This is a genomic window from Bacillus sp. SRL337 (genome assembly GCF_984799155.1).
On record NZ_OZ481793.1, the window covers coordinates 37,501 to 54,396 of the forward strand.

General features: G+C 43.8%; 15 protein-coding genes and 2 rRNA genes (1 of these 17 only partly in view). 15 read left to right on the forward strand and 2 right to left on the reverse strand.

All coding sequences use genetic code 11. The features are described from left to right. The 11 genes from AC4E8A_RS00180 to yabA form a co-directional block, all read left to right on the forward strand. Positions 1 to 2,021, forward strand: a 23S ribosomal RNA gene (locus tag AC4E8A_RS00180) (it extends 915 nt beyond the left edge of the window). Between the two features lie 212 nt (positions 2,022 to 2,233). Further along, positions 2,234 to 2,350 (forward strand): 5S ribosomal RNA (rrf, locus tag AC4E8A_RS00185). A gap of 165 nt (positions 2,351 to 2,515) precedes the next feature. Continuing rightward, positions 2,516 to 3,736, forward strand: coding sequence for an ISL3 family transposase (locus tag AC4E8A_RS00190; RefSeq protein WP_490193842.1), 1,221 nt, complete (start codon positions 2,516 to 2,518; stop codon positions 3,734 to 3,736). 1,182 nt (positions 3,737 to 4,918) lie between these two features. Then, positions 4,919 to 5,134 (forward strand): sigma factor G inhibitor Gin, encoded by a 216-nt coding sequence (locus AC4E8A_RS00195; protein ID WP_490196214.1) that lies wholly within the window; start codon positions 4,919 to 4,921, stop codon positions 5,132 to 5,134. Between the two features lie 294 nt (positions 5,135 to 5,428). After that, positions 5,429 to 6,826: an aminotransferase class I/II-fold pyridoxal phosphate-dependent enzyme gene (locus AC4E8A_RS00200; RefSeq protein ID WP_490196215.1), complete on the forward strand. Its 1,398-nt coding sequence runs from the start codon at positions 5,429 to 5,431 to the stop codon at positions 6,824 to 6,826. A gap of 65 nt (positions 6,827 to 6,891) precedes the next feature. Next, positions 6,892 to 7,536 (forward strand): dTMP kinase, encoded by a 645-nt coding sequence (gene tmk / locus AC4E8A_RS00205; protein WP_490196217.1) that lies wholly within the window; start codon positions 6,892 to 6,894, stop codon positions 7,534 to 7,536. A 168-nt stretch (positions 7,537 to 7,704) separates the two neighbouring features. Next, the gene (gene darA, locus AC4E8A_RS00210; protein ID WP_490196218.1) at positions 7,705 to 8,034 is read left to right on the forward strand and encodes a cyclic di-AMP receptor DarA; all 330 of its coding nucleotides are present in this window, start codon (positions 7,705 to 7,707) and stop codon (positions 8,032 to 8,034) included. An 18-nt stretch (positions 8,035 to 8,052) separates the two neighbouring features. Beyond that, positions 8,053 to 8,493 (forward strand): YaaR family protein, encoded by a 441-nt coding sequence (locus AC4E8A_RS00215; RefSeq protein WP_490196219.1) that lies wholly within the window; start codon positions 8,053 to 8,055, stop codon positions 8,491 to 8,493. Positions 8,494 to 8,512: 19 nt separating this feature from the next. Further along, positions 8,513 to 9,496, forward strand: coding sequence for a DNA polymerase III subunit delta' (gene holB / locus AC4E8A_RS00220; RefSeq protein WP_490198727.1), 984 nt, complete (start codon positions 8,513 to 8,515; stop codon positions 9,494 to 9,496). Positions 9,497 to 9,502: 6 nt separating this feature from the next. Next, positions 9,503 to 10,330, forward strand: coding sequence for a PSP1 domain-containing protein (locus AC4E8A_RS00225; RefSeq protein WP_490196220.1), 828 nt, complete (start codon positions 9,503 to 9,505; stop codon positions 10,328 to 10,330). Positions 10,331 to 10,344: 14 nt separating this feature from the next. After that, a complete protein-coding gene (gene yabA / locus AC4E8A_RS00230) occupies positions 10,345 to 10,716 on the forward strand; it encodes a DNA replication initiation control protein YabA (RefSeq protein WP_490196221.1) in 372 nt (123 codons plus the stop codon). Positions 10,717 to 10,741: 25 nt separating this feature from the next. On the opposite strand, the gene AC4E8A_RS00235 is transcribed toward yabA, so the two are convergent. Continuing rightward, positions 10,742 to 11,023 carry a hypothetical protein gene (locus AC4E8A_RS00235; protein WP_490196222.1) on the reverse strand — a complete coding sequence of 94 codons (282 nt, stop codon included), beginning with the start codon at positions 11,021 to 11,023 and terminating at the stop codon, positions 10,742 to 10,744. Between the two features lie 426 nt (positions 11,024 to 11,449). Here AC4E8A_RS00235 and AC4E8A_RS00240 point away from each other — a divergent pair, with 426 nt between their 5' ends. The 3 genes from AC4E8A_RS00240 to AC4E8A_RS00250 all read left to right on the forward strand — a co-directional run bounded on the left by AC4E8A_RS00240 (position 11,450) and on the right by AC4E8A_RS00250 (position 14,039). Continuing rightward, a complete protein-coding gene (locus AC4E8A_RS00240; protein ID WP_490196223.1) occupies positions 11,450 to 12,193 on the forward strand; it encodes a tRNA1(Val) (adenine(37)-N6)-methyltransferase in 744 nt (247 codons plus the stop codon). A 29-nt stretch (positions 12,194 to 12,222) separates the two neighbouring features. Further along, positions 12,223 to 13,098, forward strand: coding sequence for a 16S rRNA (cytidine(1402)-2'-O)-methyltransferase (gene rsmI, locus AC4E8A_RS00245; protein WP_490196224.1), 876 nt, complete (start codon positions 12,223 to 12,225; stop codon positions 13,096 to 13,098). Positions 13,099 to 13,190: 92 nt separating this feature from the next. Continuing rightward, positions 13,191 to 14,039, forward strand: a complete 849-nt coding sequence (locus tag AC4E8A_RS00250) for an STAS domain-containing protein (protein ID WP_490196225.1) — start codon at positions 13,191 to 13,193, stop codon at positions 14,037 to 14,039. A gap of 80 nt (positions 14,040 to 14,119) precedes the next feature. Here the strand turns inward: AC4E8A_RS00250 and abrB are convergent, their stop codons facing one another. Next, a complete protein-coding gene (gene abrB, locus AC4E8A_RS00255) occupies positions 14,120 to 14,404 on the reverse strand; it encodes a transition state genes transcriptional regulator AbrB (protein ID WP_490196226.1) in 285 nt (94 codons plus the stop codon). Positions 14,405 to 14,874: 470 nt separating this feature from the next. Between abrB and metG the strand changes: the two genes are divergently transcribed. After that, positions 14,875 to 16,839: a methionine--tRNA ligase gene (metG, locus tag AC4E8A_RS00260; RefSeq protein ID WP_490196227.1), complete on the forward strand. Its 1,965-nt coding sequence runs from the start codon at positions 14,875 to 14,877 to the stop codon at positions 16,837 to 16,839. The last annotated feature ends 57 nt before the right edge of the window (positions 16,840 to 16,896 follow it).

A 16,896-nucleotide genomic window follows, 5' to 3' on the forward strand; every position in this document is an offset into this window, starting at 1 on the left:
TGTTTGGACTAGGGGCCCTCATCGGGTTACCGAATTCAGACAAACTCCGAATGCCAAAGACTTATCCATGGGAGTCAGACTGCGAGTGATAAGATCCGTAGTCGAAAGGGAAACAGCCCAGACCACCAGCTAAGGTCCCAAAGTATACGTTAAGTGGAAAAGGATGTGGAGTTGCTTAGACAACCAGGATGTTGGCTTAGAAGCAGCCACCATTTAAAGAGTGCGTAATAGCTCACTGGTCGAGTGACTCTGCGCCGAAAATGTACCGGGGCTAAACGTATCACCGAAGCTGTGGATTGACACCATTTGGTGTCAGTGGTAGGAGAGCGTTCTAAGGGCTGAGAAGCTGGACCGTAAGGACTGGTGGAGCGCTTAGAAGTGAGAATGCCGGTATGAGTAGCGAAAGACAGGTGAGAATCCTGTCCACCGAATGCCTAAGGTTTCCTGAGGAAGGCTCGTCCGCTCAGGGTTAGTCGGGACCTAAGCCGAGGCCGAAAGGCGTAGGCGATGGATAACAGGTTGATATTCCTGTACCACCTCTTTTCCGTTTGAGTGATGGGGGGACGCAGGAGGATAGGGTAAGCGCGCTGTTGGATATGCGCGTCTAAGCAGTTAGGCTGGTGATGAGGCAAATCCCGTCACCATAAAGGCTGAGCTGTGACAGCGAGGGAAATATAGTACCGAAGTTCCTGATTCCACACTGCCAAGAAAAGCCTCTAGCGAGGAAAAAGGTGCCCGTACCGCAAACCGACACAGGTAGGCGAGGAGAGAATCCTAAGGTGAGCGAGAGAACTCTCGTTAAGGAACTCGGCAAAATGACCCCGTAACTTCGGGAGAAGGGGTGCTCTGGTAGGGTGCAAGCCCGAGAGAGCCGCAGTGAATAGGCCCAGGCGACTGTTTAGCAAAAACACAGGTCTCTGCGAAGCCGTAAGGCGAAGTATAGGGGCTGACGCCTGCCCGGTGCTGGAAGGTTAAGGGGAGTGCTTAGCGCAAGCGAAGGTGCGAACCGAAGCCCCAGTAAACGGCGGCCGTAACTATAACGGTCCTAAGGTAGCGAAATTCCTTGTCGGGTAAGTTCCGACCCGCACGAAAGGCGCAACGATCTGGGCACTGTCTCAACGAGAGACTCGGTGAAATTATAGTACCTGTGAAGATGCAGGTTACCCGCGACAGGACGGAAAGACCCCGTGGAGCTTTACTGTAGCCTGATATTGAATTTTGGCACAGCTTGTACAGGATAGGTAGGAGCCTTGGAAACCGGAGCGCCAGCTTCGGTGGAGGCGCTGGTGGGATACTACCCTGGCTGTGTTGAACTTCTAACCCGCGCCCCTGATCGGGGTGGGAGACAGTGTCAGGTGGGCAGTTTGACTGGGGCGGTCGCCTCCTAAAGAGTAACGGAGGCGCCCAAAGGTTCCCTCAGAATGGTTGGAAATCATTCGCAGAGTGTAAAGGCACAAGGGAGCTTGACTGCGAGACCTACAAGTCGAGCAGGGACGAAAGTCGGGCTTAGTGATCCGGTGGTTCCGCATGGAAGGGCCATCGCTCAACGGATAAAAGCTACCCCGGGGATAACAGGCTTATCTCCCCCAAGAGTCCACATCGACGGGGAGGTTTGGCACCTCGATGTCGGCTCATCGCATCCTGGGGCTGTAGTCGGTCCCAAGGGTTGGGCTGTTCGCCCATTAAAGCGGTACGCGAGCTGGGTTCAGAACGTCGTGAGACAGTTCGGTCCCTATCCGTCGTGGGCGCAGGAAATTTGAGAGGAGCTGTCCTTAGTACGAGAGGACCGGGATGGACGCACCGCTGGTGTACCAGTTGTCTTGCCAAAGGCATCGCTGGGTAGCTATGTGCGGAAGGGATAAGTGCTGAAAGCATCTAAGCATGAAGCCCCCCTCGAGATGAGATTTCCCATCACTTTATGTGAGTAAGATCCCTGAAAGATGATCAGGTAGATAGGTCTGAGGTGGAAGCGTGGCGACACGTGCAGCTGACAGATACTAATCGATCGAGGACTTAACCACGTTAAAAAGCGCAGGCGGCTTGACCAGAAGCGACAGGCATTAGACAGCAAGCAGATGAGGGTGTTCTTCGCCCTCGGCTGATTGATGGCTAATGACCCCGAGCTTCTAGCCGCCGGAGCTCGATTGCAAAATAGCGAAACTCGGAACCCTTTCAGATTCTTCATGACCTTTATCTAGTTTTGAGAGAACGATGTTCTGTCAACTTCATACAGTCTGGTGACTAAGGCGAAGAGGTCACACCCGTTCCCATGCCGAACACGGAAGTTAAGCTCTTCAGCGCCGATGGTAGTTGGGGGATCTCCCCCTGTGAGAGTAGGACGTCGCCAGGCATTCAAAAGAGTACCCGAAGGGTGCTCTTTTCTTATGGAGAAAAAGGAGGATAAACCAGGCTCTATTATATTTGTTGGGGTAGGTTTTAAGGCAAAAAAATACACGCAAGCTCCTTAATCTTTTACACTTGAGTTGACTAGAAACAAGACAAAGATAGGAGTTGCGTGTACATGCATTTTAACATGGTTTTACCTGGATTAGAAGAGGTTAGGATTTTGAAAGCTGAGGAAATAGGGGAGGCATACCACCTGCATATTGAATTGCCCAAAAGGAAACATATGTGTCCTGCTTGTGGTGATCAAACGACCAAGGTACATGATTATCGTCTTCAAAAGATTCAACACCTTAAGCTCTTCGAAAGGACTACTTACTTGTTCTATCGAAGACGGAGGTACAGCTGCCACTGCGGCAAACGCTTTGCCGAAGATAATCGTTTTGTCCAACGGTATCAACGACATACCATTGAATGGAACCAAGCCTTAGGCCTCCGGGTGATTCAAGGGAAGAACTTCAAAGATACAGCCTGCCAGTTCCGCACATCTCAGGCCACAGTAATCAGGCGTTTTGATCATATTTCTGCCTCTCAGTTAAAAGAGGTTGAAAAGCTCCCACCTGTGATTGCGATCGATGAGTACAAAGGAGATACCAATGCAGGAAAGTACCAGTTAATTATAGCTAACGGGGAGACTAGAGAGCCATTGGATATACTTCCAAACCGCTCAGTAAGCACCATTAAGAAATACCTTCGGGAAAAGGGTTCAGAAGTTCAATTGGTCGTGATGGATATGAGCCATGCCTTTAAATCTGCGGTTCAAAAAGCATTGGGTTCGCCTATTATTGTGGCGGACAGATTTCACTTTTCCCGCTATATCCATTGGGCTTTAGAACGCGTGAGAAGGCGTGTCCAAAAAGATTTTCATCCATATGACCGCAAGAAATGTAAAAGAATGAAGCACATTTTTCATAAGCCATATAGCCAATTAAATGATCGGCAACACTGGTATTTAGAAAGGTATCTTGGTTTGTCTGAAGAGCTGCGCACAGCTTTTGCGTTAAAAGAAGCCTACAGGTTATGGTTTGAAGAGGCGAAGGAAATTGGTACGTCAGCTCCCAATAAGGTTAAAGAGGGATTGTACAACTTTTACCGACAGGTTGAAAATTCAAGCTTAAAGGAGTTTCACCAGGCTATTCAGACCTTAAAGAACTGGCAGACTGAAGTATTAAATAGCTTTGCCTTCAACTATAATAACGGTTTCGTCGAGGGATTAAACAATCAAACGAAGGTCATTAAAAGAAATGCCTTTGGGTTTAGACGATACGACCGTTTTAGACTTAGAGTACTATTGCATCACCAATTTAAATCAAAAGGAATTAATGTGGGATAAGGAGCGAGTGCTCCTACCCCAACATTTGACGTAGAACCATAAACCAAGAGTGTGTAGTTCCGGCCTTTAATCAAGAGCACTGCTCGGGCGGAGAGGAACAAGAAGGTCAAGGACGCGAGGGAGAGAACACCGGAGTGGGCTCTGCCCATGAGGATGTGAACGAGCGAAGCGGACGAAGAGATTCGCCGCTCATCGCCGTCCGAGCCTTCAGCGCCGATGGTAGTTGGGGATCCCCCTGTGAGAGTAGGACGTCGCCAGGCGACCAAAAGAGTACCCGAGGGGTGCTCTTTTTTTGTGTAAAAAAGAATCAGAAGAACGAACAGGTTGTGTAGTTCCGGCCTTTAATCAAGAGCACTGCTCGGGCGGAGAGGAGCAAGAAGGTCAAGGACGCGAGGGAGAGAACACCGGAGTGGGCTCTGCCCATGAGGATGTGAACGAGCGAAGCGGACGAAGAGATTCGCCGCTCATCGCCGTCCGAGCCTTCAGAGGCGATGGTAGTTGGGGATCCCCCTGTGAGAGTAGGACGTCGCCAGGCGACCAAAAGAGTACCCGAAGGGGTGCTCGTTTTTGTGAGGAGGATAGTAATGACTTGATTGTTTAGTTCTGATATTCATTCATAGGCACAGCCCGGATGGAGAGAAGCTAGAAGGTGGAGGATGTTGAATGAGAAAGCAAAAAGGCAAGCAGACCAATTTTAGGATTCTGATCCTTAAGGCGGCCATGACGCATAACTTCATTTTAGACGCAAATAGCACCCTGTTTGATCATAACTGTTATTTTAGATGCAAAACGATCAGAATACGGTGCATAAGCACTGAAGTTAAGAGCATATAACTTGAAATTAGTTAAAAAATGAAGCCTCCTGCCTGCTATCAGCCCCTCCTATACACTCAAACTATCACCTCACCAAAGAGAAATCCATAAAAGGTTCTAAAATTAAACTAAAGACTACGTTAAGATGAAAACTTCATGGACCTCCAACTTGTCAATTGAACTGAACCCGTTGCATAGTAAGCAGCCCCTATAAATGACCTCCCCACGCCTGTTCCTTTTTAAAGAATTTCCTCCTAGACATACACAGACATCATTTTCCATACATAGTATAGCAACATGAGACAATTCATTTAGTTCAAATTTTGTGAAAATGCGTATATTTGATCGGCTTCGGGGCAGAATAGGTGTATGGAGGTGGGGAGACTGGTGTTGAATACAGAGAAAAAGGTAAGGGAAACGTGTATCATTTGCAGCCAGCAGAAGGTGACAGGCATACATCTGTACACATCATTTGTCTGCATAGATTGTGAGAAAGATATGGTTGGCACGGAAACGAACAGCCCTCAGTATAAGTACTTTGTGGAGAGATTAAAAAAAGTCAATACACCGCAAATATATTCATAGACGAAGCCGGGAGAAAGCCCCCGGTTTTTTTGTTTTTTAAAAGGGTCTTGTCTTCCATTTTGGGGCTATTTATACGAATCCAACAAATAGGGCCATAATTCATTGAAAATCCTTGGTAAGCAAAAAAGAAATGAACTGCTCCTCTTATTACGAGAGAAAATCTCTGATTCTTAGATTCTCCTGAAAGTAGCAATTCATGGGAAAACAAAAACAGGACCAGGCAGTTGCACTCGAATCAAGCAGCATTGTGGTACGATAGAAGGGAAATTTTCATATACAGGAAGGGTTGCTTGCATGAACAATCAAAACCGGATGCCTTTAGTGGAGGCACTACAAAATCATATAAAAAAGGATACGGTTTCTTTTCATGTGCCAGGACATAAGAATGGGAAACTTACAGGGGGACAAGCCGCAAAGTTCCTTCAATATGACGTTACAGAACTGACAGGCTTGGATGACCTGCATGATCCTGAAAAGGCCATTTTAGAAGCACAGAAATTATTAGCTGATCATTACCAAACAAAGAAGAGTTATTTTCTTGTGAATGGCAGTACGGTTGGAAATTTAGCTATGATCATGGGAGTATGCGAGGAAGGGGACACTGTTTTTGTACAGCGAAATTGCCACAAATCGATTCTAAATGGATTGAAGCTGGCAAATGTCCATCCTGTATTTCTTCATCCTGATTACGATGAAAAGACTGGTACGTCGACGGGTATCTCAAAGGGAACGTTTGAAGAAGCTCTGGAACAGTATCCGGCAGTAAAGGCAGTCATCCTTACCTATCCAACCTACTATGGACTGGTTTATGACCTTCATTCGATCATTGAAAGAGCTAAGAAGCAACAGATAAAGGTTTTAATTGATGAAGCTCATGGCGCACATTTATCCTGCGGCGAACCGTTTCCTTCCTCATCATTGAAATGGGGTGCCGATATTGTTGTCCATTCGGCTCATAAATCACTGCCGGCAATGACGATGGGGTCATACTTGCATATTCAAAATGGCAAAATAGATAGTAATAGGGTTGAACAATACCTTGGGATGCTGCAATCGAGCAGCCCCTCCTATCCCATTATGGGGTCGCTCGATTATGCAAGGCATTACATAGCCTCTTATTCAAAGGATGATTATCATTATTTTTCAAAGGAAAGGGATGAATTTATCATTGGATTGAGGAAAACAGGATATGAAGTGATTGAAGGGCATGACCCTTTGAAACTAATGGTAAGATGTAAGGGGTTATCTGGCTTCCAGCTCCAGGGACAATTGGAGAAAATAGGGGTATATGTGGAATTGGCTGATCCTCATCAAGTCTTATTCATCCTTCCGCTGTTAAAGAAAGGGTCTCCTTTTCCTTTCAAAAAGACGTTAGAGAAGATGGAACACATAAGACCGGGTAAACATTCAGGTCATCCTGTTCATTTCAAAAAAGCAAAAAAAATCACAGCTCCCAAGTTTTCTTATAGAGAAATAGATAAAAAAAAGAGGAAGTGGATTACAATAGAGGAAGCAGCAGGCAAGACTGCAGGTGAGATGCTGATACCCTACCCGCCTGGCATTCCGCTATTCTATCCTGGTGAAGAAATCACAAAGGAAGCAATTTTGGAACTTAGATGGCTGATGGAGCATGGAGCAAAGTTCCAAGGTGTACACTTATTGGATGAAGGGAAAATCAGCATACTTGTGTAATTCTGCAGTGCTTCCTGAAATACGTTATAATGAAACATGCATCACTGAATCGCGGAGGTTAGAGGATGGAACAAGGATTATTCATAACAGTTGAAGGCCCTGAAGGAGCAGGAAAATCAACGATTATTAAAAAAATGGCCGATGAGCTGATAGGAAAGGGCCATGAAGTTGTGTTGACAAGGGAGCCTGGCGGCATTTCGATAGCTGAGGAAATACGTGAAGTCATTCTAAATCCCGACCATACGGAGATGGATGAAAGAACGGAAGCCTTATTATACGCTGCGGCAAGAAGACAGCATTTGGCTGAGAAAGTCATTCCTGCCTTGGAGAATGGCCGGATTGTCCTCTGTGACCGTTTCCTGGACAGTTCGCTGGCTTACCAGGGGTATGCCAGAGGAATTGGTATGGATGAAGTATATAGTATCAATAAGTTTGCCATAGAGGATACCATGCCTGATATCACACTTTATTTTGATGTCGAACCGGAAGTAGGATTACAGCGTATCAGTAAGCATAAGGGCAGGGAAGTGAACAGGCTTGACCTTGAAGCCCTGGACTTCCATGAACGTGTACGCGAGGGCTATTTGATGCTGCTCGAACAATTTCCTGATCGCATCAAGAAAATAGATGCAGGCTTGGCTTTCGATGAAGTTTATAAAACGGCTTTTAATTTAGTTGAGGAATATATAGAAGGGAGACCAGTCAAATAAAGGCTGGTCTTCTCGCGGCTTTTGAGGGAGTTGCCCGGCATTTGTTGCGATTTTCCAATATTTATTTAAAAGATTGGCCATGAACAGATATTATGTAAGGAATATTCTTGCTATAATAGTATATAAACAGATTTTCGGAAAAGAGTCATTCGAAAGGAAGTGGAAGAGATGAAAATGATAATGGCAGTTGTACAGGATCAGGATAGCAATCGTCTTTCCAATGCTTTGATGGAGTATAATTTCAGATCGACGAAATTGGCCAGCACCGGAGGGTTTCTTAAATCAGGAAATACCACTTTTTTAATCGGGGTGGATGATATCAGGGTGGAAAAGGCTCTGCAGGTCATCAGAGAGAATTGTAAGTCAAGGGATCAGATGGTCGCTCCTGTTTCTCCAATGGGTGGAAATGCCGATTCTTATGTTCCTTATCCGGTGGAAGTCGAAGTTGGCGGTGCGACCGTGTTTGTCCTGCCGGTTGAACAGTTTCATCATTTTTAGAAGTGAGGGAATCATGAAATGAAAATCAACCAAGATCTCCGCGTCGGTGTCGATAAGATCCGTACTGATCAAAAGCCGAACGCTGGAGGTTCTGTTAAATTTAGTTCGCTGGTCGGCAAGCAAGATCAGAAACTGCAGATGGAACAGCTCGGAAAACTGATGGGTGATATCACCAGTGCAGGAGAAAGGCTGGCCCGTTCCAGAACCTTCAAGGATCTCGCTAAATATAAGACATTGGTCAAAAGGTTTGTGAAAGAGGCAGTCGATTACGGCATGAATCTTAAGCAGTCACATACCTGGAATCAGCATGGGGAAGGCAGGAAACTGAATATTGTCGAGAATGTTGACCACAAACTGATGGAACTGACAGATGATATCTTAAATGAAGAAAGAGAATCAATTGATATTTTAGGAAAAATAGGCGAAGTACGAGGCTTATTAATTAATTTATATACGTAAGTGAGTGATCGCGTTGTCCATGACCTGGGAAGAACTCAATGAAATACAGCCTGTTGTCCTGCAGATGCTGGCCAACAGTATTACAAGAGATCGGGTCGCACATGCTTATCTCTTTGAGGGAGAAAGAGGAACTAGGAAGAAAGAACTGGCTGTCCTCTTTGCAAAATCCCTTCTATGTGAACAGCCAGTGAATGGGATAGCTTGCGGCCAGTGCAATAACTGCAAAAGAATCGATAGCCATAATCATCCCGATGTGCATGTGATTGAGCCGGATGGCCTTTCAATTAAGAAAGACCAGATCAAAACATTGCAGAGTGAGTTCAGCAAAACAGGAGTTGAATCCAAGCAGAAAATCTATATTGTTTCACATGCAGACAAAATGACGCCTAATGCTGCAAACAGCTTGTTGAAATTTTTGGAAGAACCATCTTCAGAAACTACAGCTATTCTAATGACGGAGCAGGTTCACCGTATCCTGCCAACCATCATTTCACGCTGCCAGGTTGTTTCCTTTCAGCCCCTGCCCAAGGAATTAATAAAAGATAGACTCATATCCGAGGGGGTTAATCCCAATATGGCCGCCCTGACGGCAAGTTTAACCAATAATTACCATGAGGCATTTGAATTAAGCAGCGAAGACTGGTTTGCACAAGCAAGAATAATAGTGTTAAAATTGTATGAAGTCCTCCGCAAAAGTCCATTTCAGGCAATGATCAGTCTGCAGGAGGATTTCAACGAGCATTTTAAAGAGAAGCATCAAATAGATCGAGCATTGGATCTTTTACTTCTTATATATAAAGATCTCCTGTATATACAGATAGATAAAGGAGATAAGCTGGTTTACCCGGATAAGAGGCAGGATTGGGAGTCAGACGCGCTTCAGGTTTCCACAAACAGTCTGTCTGATAAGATGACGGCCGTACTTGAAGCAAAACGGAAGCTTAACGCAAATATGAATACTCAGCTGTTATTGGAACAGCTTGTGCTAAAATTACAGGGGTGATTTCCTTTGTACGATGTTGTAGGAGTACGCTTTAAAAAAGCGGGAAAAATATATTATTTCGATCCAGGAGAACTGGTAATTGAAAAAAATGATTATGTCATTGTAGAAACAGTCAGGGGAGTGGAATATGGCAAGGTGGTCGTTGACCGTAAACAGGTTGGCGAAAACGACGTAGTCCTTCCACTGAAGAAAGTAATAAGGATGGCTGACCATAAAGATCAGATGGCCGTCCAGGAAAATAAAGAAGCAGCAGAAGAAGCTTATGACGTCTGCTGCAGTAAGATTACCGAACATCAGCTTGATATGAAGCTGGTTGATGTAGAATATACATTTGATAGAAATAAAGTGATCTTTTATTTCACGGCAGACGGCAGAGTGGACTTCCGTGAACTTGTGAAGGATCTGGCATCCATTTTCCGCACACGCATTGAACTTCGTCAGATCGGTGTCAGGGATGAAGCAAAAATGCTTGGCGGAATCGGCCCTTGCGGCAGGATGCTTTGCTGTTCAACTTATTTGGGAGATTTTGAACCAGTTTCCATCAAAATGGCGAAAGATCAAAACCTTTCCTTGAATCCGACAAAGATCTCCGGTTTATGCGGCCGTCTCATGTGCTGCCTGAAGTATGAAAATGACGAATATGAAACGGCCAAAGAAGAGCTTCCGGATGTGGGAGAAATCATCAGCACACCGCATGGTGAAGGTAGAGTAGTCGGTCTCAACCTTTTGGAACGCGTCATCAAAGTCGATGTTAAAGAGGCTGAACGTGTTCTTGAATTTACTTTGGACGAAATCTCAAACGAAAGTGCCGTCTCAATTCAAGCCACAGAGTAACGGGGTGGAGTTTAGTGGATAAAAAAGAGTTCTTTGATTCAGTCAGTAACATGGAGCAACAGATAGGACAGCTTTACCAGCAGCTGGGTGAATTAAAACAGGTTTTAGCAGAAATCTTAGAAGAGAATAATTCCCTTCAGCTGGAAAACGAACATTTGCGCAGAAGACTGGAGCAAACAGGGAACTCATCGAAAGGCGCTGCCCGTAAAGGTAAAAAGGGATCCAAGCAGTCTCAATCTGAAGATAAATCGTTGGATGTCGGTGAAGGCTATGACAATCTTGCCCGGCTGTATCAGGAAGGTTTTCATATCTGTAATATCCACTTTGGCAGTCCCCGTAAAGATGAAGATTGTTTGTTCTGCTTATCTTTTCTTAATAAGAAATAGCTATCACTTTAAGCCTTCCTGGACATCAGGAAGGCTTCGTTTTTACATAACGCTCTTTTCGCAAAGGTTGTTTACGCATTAATTGTTGCTTTCGTAAAAATCCCAAGAGCTGGATTTTCCCCTGTCTTCCTTGGGATTTCCGCTCCAGCAGTACGACTCTGCGGGGCAGGCGTTGAACTAAAAATCGCAAGAGCCGCTCAGCGAAATCCGCCAGGTGCTGGCCGCTGCAGCAGGATTGAGCATCCTCTGCTTCGCCTCCGTGTCTCACCTGTCCCGCTAGTCCTGCAGGAGACCGCAAGCCTTCCAATCCAATCGCTCTTGGGTATAAGAAAAGGAAGGTAAATTAGCATTCAAAAACGACAATCTTTAGGAAAGGCTGTTTTCACATATATTGTTGCTTTCGGAAAAATCCCAAAAGCCGGATTTTTCCCCTGCATACTACGTTTTTCGTTCTGAACGAAGAGAGAAGCTCTTTTCTCTCTTATTAAACAGGGTTTTTTCTGGTCATTACTCCATTATCTTTCGGAATGAATATCAGATAGCAACAAAGTTTACGATAAGAGCCTTAGGAAAAGAGCCTTGCATAAAATTGATTCTGCTGACACCTAAGCAAGTAAGAGGATCATTACTTTATGGTAAATGGGTAATAAATGAACCAACCCATGAGTAAATACAGCAAGAAACCAAACAATAGAACCAGGATATATTTACAGAAGTGTTTGGAGGAGAAGGTATGGTGGAGTTGAAGGAAGATGAAAGGCTGGATTATTTACTGGCGGAAGAGTTAAGGATCATTCAGAGTCCTTCGGTGTTTTCGTTTTCACTCGATGCAGTATTGCTGGCAAACTTTGCAAGCATTCCAAAGCGGAAAGGGAAGATTATCGACTTGTGCTCGGGGAATGGAGTGATTCCTTTGATGCTGAGTAATAGGACTGATGTGCCTATTACAGGAGTGGAGATCCAGGAGCGTTTATTTGAAATGGCTAATCGCAGCATTGAATATAATCAGCTGGGGAGCAGGATTTCCATGATCCATGGTGATATCAAAGACATGCCGGCACGCTTTGGTAATGATAAGTTTGAGGCAGTTATATGCAACCCCCCTTATTTTTCAAAAACTGAAAAACAGAAGATCAACAGCAATGAACACTATGCAATAGCCCGTCATGAAATCCTGTGTACGCTGGAGGATGTCGTGAAGACAGTGAGCTTCCTCCTTAAGCAGGGAGGGAAGGCTTCGTTTGTCCACCGTCCAGGGAGAGGGGTGGACCTGATTACCCTTATGAGGGAGTATCGGATAGAGCCTAAGCGGATCCGGTTTGTTTACCCCAATAAACATAAGGAAGCAAATACCGTCCTGATTGAAGGAATCAAAGATGGCAGTCCTGACTTGAAAGTCTTGCAGCCGCTGATTGTTTATAATGAAGATGGCAGTTACAGAAGTGAGGTCCATCAAATGCTGTATGGACAAGAGTAAGTTTCACTAATGAGAAGAAGGTGAAGAGGATGAAAACACAGAAAAGCTTTCAAGATACGGGAAAAGGGTCTTTGTATCTTGTCCCGACCCCCATCGGCAATCTGGAGGATATGTCCTTCAGGGCAGTCAGGATTTTAAAAGAGTGCAATGTCATCGCAGCAGAAGATACACGAAATACAAAGAAGCTATGCAATTATTTTGAGATTGATACCTTTGTCGTCAGTTATCATGAGCATAATAAAGAGACAAGCGGAGAGAAGCTGCTTGAACGCATCGAGAATGGTGAAACAGTTGCCTTGGTGAGTGATGCCGGTATGCCTTGTATTTCGGATCCAGGATATGAAATTGTGAGGGAAGCTATAGACAGGGAAATAGCGGTCATTCCTCTTCCAGGAGCCAATGCAGCCTTGACGGCTTTAATTGCCTCTGGGTTGGTGCCGCAGCCCTTTTACTTTTATGGTTTTCTTTCACGGAACAAGAAAGAAAAACGAAAAGAACTCGAAATACTTTCTAAACAGAACAGCACAATCGTTTTTTATGAGTCGCCTCACAGGCTGAAAGAGACACTTAAAGAGATGGCAGAAATCCTTGGCAGCCGTTCTATCGTTTTATCAAGGGAGCTTACCAAGAAATTTGAGGAATTTATTAGATGTTCTCTTGAAGAGGCAATAGAATGGAGCAATGAAGGAGAGATAAGAGGAGAGTTTTGTCTTATTGTTGAAGGAAATCCTGATAAGCAAACTTTTGAAGAAGAAAGCTTATGGTGGAATGAGATCACACTTTCCGAGCACGTACAGCATTATATTGATGAGAAAGAAATGTCTTCAAAAGAGGCAATTAAAATGGTATCTAGAGAAAGAGGGCTTCCGAAAAGGGATGTTTACCAGGCATTTCACGTTGAATGAATTTAAATGTTCTACAGGCAAGTTTGTTTAGTTTTCATTTAAAAAGCAGAATGCTAAACTGAAATGGAAATGACTTTCCAAAGGAGTTAGTTATGACACAATCAATGAATGAAAAATTATATAACGCACTGGTGGAGAACAAAACAGTTTTAGCTGAACAATGGTTACAGATGAGAGGAAAAAAAACAAATTCCATCTACTCCATTGATGCAGATGAAAAGTATGAAATGCTGTTAAGGGAACAAAATGCATTGACGACACAAACGATTGCCAGCGCCCTTTTGGACGATAAAGAGGAATATCATCAGAATCGGGAACAATGGGCATCCATGGTGGCAGGAAGCCGGGCGGATTTGGGGACTCCTATATATGAGGTACTTGAATCCGTGCACCAATTCAGATCTGTCATTATGGACTTTCTGAATATATATGTAGAAGACATGGAGAAGGAAATTACTAATAAACAGGTGTTGGGATGGAGCCAATCGATTCACACTGCGTTCGATCTTTTGATCCAGGAATTTTCAAAAATGTACTATGATATCACAAGGGATCGGATGAAGGCCCAACATGAATTAATAGCAGAATTAGGCTCCCCTGTTATTCCGGTTGGCGAAGCTATTGCCGTTCTGCCGTTAATAGGGGACATTGATACGGAGCGGGCAGCAAGGATAATGGAGTCCGTACCAGCCAGATGCATGGAGGAGCAGATTGGCACCCTCTGCATCGATTTATCGGGTGTCCCTGTCGTCGACACGATGGTTGCCCAACAGATTTATTCCATTATACAGGCTCTCTCTCTTTTGGGGATTAAAACGGCACTCTCTGGTATCAGGCCGGAAGTAGCCATGACATCTGTCCAGCTTGGCATCAATTTAAAGGATATCAACTCTTTTCATTCGCTAAAGCAAGCATTGCAAAAAATGGGCATGGCAATTTAAAGTATTGGCAAAGAGCAAAAAAAGTACCCTGAGAACCAGCCTTTTTAAAGGACTGTTCCTCAGGGTACTTTTTCACTCAATTATTTTTCAATTTGAAATGATTCTTGAATTTCTTTAATGATCTTTTCGGCACCTTCACGGCTTAAAATCAGCTTTCCATCCGCTAACTTAATGTTATCTTCAGATACTTCACCTGTCACATGGCAAGTCATGCTAGGCTTATATTTCTTAAGGATGATTCTCTCGTCATCCACATAGATTTCCAAAGAGTCTTTTTCAGCAATTCCCAAAGTACGACGCAGTTCAATCGGAATTACTACACGGCCAAGTTCGTCCACTTTACGTACAATACCAGTTGATTTCATTATAAATAACTCCCCTCAAAAAAATAATGTATTTTAATTCGTCATTTTTCGACATATTTTTAAGTATGAATCTATAATAACAGCGATTCCAAAATTCGTCAATAATAAAAATTGTAAATTTTTTTATTTTCTTTTTTGAAACAATCCCGTTTTTACAAGGTTTACTCAATGTTAGTTCAATTAAAATTTCCAATTTATTATTATTATCTGAAAACAAACTTGTGTTAACTATTGTCGAATAAACAGTTAACAAAATCTCCATTTTCGACAAAAAACGACAAATAGCCGAATTTCATGTCGAAAGGAAAGGAAGAGCGTCCCCACTTAGTTGCAGAAACAGCTTATTTTAGGTATATTTTGAGGATACAAGAGGTTATGATGTATTTATTGCACTAGTTAAAATACCGGGTTTTTCACCTGTCCAACCAATAAAATACACATGGAAAAACAATTAAGGGAGGAACAGCACTATGAAGGAGAAATTGAAGACCTTCTATCTAACAACGCCAATTTACTACCCTAGTGGAAACTTACATATCGGACATGCTTATACAACAGTAGCAGGAGATGCGATGGCCCGTTATAAAAGAATGCGCGGCTTCGATGTTATGTATCTAACAGGTACAGATGAACATGGACAGAAAATTCAGAGAAAGGCTGAAGAAGATGGAATTACTCCTCAGCAATATGTGGATGACATTGTCTCAGGGATCCAGGACTTATGGGAAAAGCTTGATATTTCTTATGATGATTTCATCCGTACTACGGAAAAGCGCCATAAAGATATTGTCGAGAAAATCTTCAGCCGCTTGCTTGAACAAGGAGATATCTATCTTGACCAATATGAAGGATGGTATTGCACACCTTGTGAATCCTTTTTCACAGAGCGCCAGCTTGAAAATGGAAATTGTCCTGACTGCGGCCGTCCCGTTGAAAAAGTAAAAGAAGAATCCTACTTTTTTAAGATGAGCAAATATGCAGACCGCCTGATTGAATACTATAATGAAAATCCTAAGTTCATCCAGCCGGAATCACGAAAAAATGAAATGATTAATAACTTCATCAAGCCGGGACTGGAAGATCTGGCTGTCTCCAGGACAACATTCGATTGGGGCGTAAAGGTGCCCGGAGATCCGAAGCATGTCATTTATGTATGGATTGACGCGCTTTCAAATTATATCACTGCCCTCGGATATGGAACAGAGAACGATACAAGGTATCTGAAGTACTGGCCGGCGGATGTCCATCTGGTTGGAAAAGAAATTGTCCGCTTTCATACGATCTACTGGCCTATCATGCTGATGGCACTGGACCTTCCGCTTCCAAAGAAAGTCTTTGCTCATGGCTGGCTGTTAATGAAAGATGGAAAAATGTCGAAGTCGAAAGGGAATGTTGTCGATCCAGTCACACTGATTGACCGTTACGGATTAGATTCCCTTCGTTATTATTTATTGCGTGAAGTTCCGTTCGGATCTGATGGAGTATTTACGCCGGAAGGTTTTGTCGAGAGAATCAATTTTGACCTGGCCAATGACTTGGGGAACCTGCTGAACCGTACTGTAGCCATGGTCAATAAGTACTTTGATGGGGAGATCCCTCAATATAAGGGTTCAGAAGGTCAGTTTGATAAAGAACTCCTCACAGTCAATAAAGAAACGGTTGCTCAATATGAAGAAGCGATGGAAAAGATGGAGTTCTCAGTTGCCTTATCGAGCTTGTGGCAGCTGATCAGCCGTACGAATAAGTACATCGATGAGACTCAGCCTTGGGTGCTGGCAAAACAGGAAGAACAAAAAGGTGAATTAGGAAATGTTATGGTCCATCTAGCGGAAACTTTACGCCGTGCAGCAGTAATGCTTCAGCCGTTCCTGACAAGAGCACCGAAGAAAATCTTTGAACAATTAAATGCAGATCAGGTGGAATTGACAACATGGGAAAGCTTGGAAGAGTTTGGTATGATTCCGGCTGGCACCAAGGTTGTGAAAAAAGGAGAGCCGATCTTCCCTAGATTGGATATCACAGAAGAGGTTGAATACATTAAAGAAAAAATGCGCGGAACTGCACCTCAGCCAATAGAAGAAGAGACAAAAGAAGAAGAGGTACCGGAAGCAGATGAAATCACCATTGATGATTTCATGAAAGTGGATTTCAGGGTGGCGACAGTCACACATGCTGAGCCCGTCAAAAAAGCCGATAAACTTCTGAAAATCCAGTTGGATCTTGGGTACGAAAAACGCCAGGTGGTTTCCGGGATTGCAAAATTCTATAAGCCTGAAGAGCTGGTTGGCAGAAAAGTCATTTGTGTCACCAACCTAAAACCGGTAAAATTGCGAGGAGAATTGTCTCAGGGAATGATTCTTGCAGGTGAAAAAGACGGAGTGCTTTCGTTAGCCAGTGTAGATGAATCTCTTGCCAATGGAGCAAAAGTTAAATAAACCCTTAATAAAGAGAGTGTTCCACGTGAAACACTCTCTTTATCTTTCCAAAAAAAT

Coding starts and splice junctions, on each gene's coding strand:
- AC4E8A_RS00240 (WP_490196223.1), top strand. CDS start 11,450: ATGGTGGAGTTGAAGGAAGATGAAAGGCTGGATTATTTACTGGCGGAA.
- rsmI (WP_490196224.1), top strand. CDS start 12,223: ATGAAAACACAGAAAAGCTTTCAAGATACGGGAAAAGGGTCTTTGTAT.
- holB (WP_490198727.1), top strand. CDS start 8,513: ATGACCTGGGAAGAACTCAATGAAATACAGCCTGTTGTCCTGCAGATG.
- abrB (WP_490196226.1), bottom strand. CDS start 14,404: ATGAAATCAACTGGTATTGTACGTAAAGTGGACGAACTTGGCCGTGTA.
- AC4E8A_RS00195 (WP_490196214.1), top strand. CDS start 4,919: ATGGAGGTGGGGAGACTGGTGTTGAATACAGAGAAAAAGGTAAGGGAA.
- tmk (WP_490196217.1), top strand. CDS start 6,892: ATGGAACAAGGATTATTCATAACAGTTGAAGGCCCTGAAGGAGCAGGA.
- AC4E8A_RS00215 (WP_490196219.1), top strand. CDS start 8,053: ATGAAAATCAACCAAGATCTCCGCGTCGGTGTCGATAAGATCCGTACT.
- AC4E8A_RS00200 (WP_490196215.1), top strand. CDS start 5,429: ATGAACAATCAAAACCGGATGCCTTTAGTGGAGGCACTACAAAATCAT.
- metG (WP_490196227.1), top strand. CDS start 14,875: ATGAAGGAGAAATTGAAGACCTTCTATCTAACAACGCCAATTTACTAC.
- darA (WP_490196218.1), top strand. CDS start 7,705: ATGAAAATGATAATGGCAGTTGTACAGGATCAGGATAGCAATCGTCTT.
- AC4E8A_RS00250 (WP_490196225.1), top strand. CDS start 13,191: ATGACACAATCAATGAATGAAAAATTATATAACGCACTGGTGGAGAAC.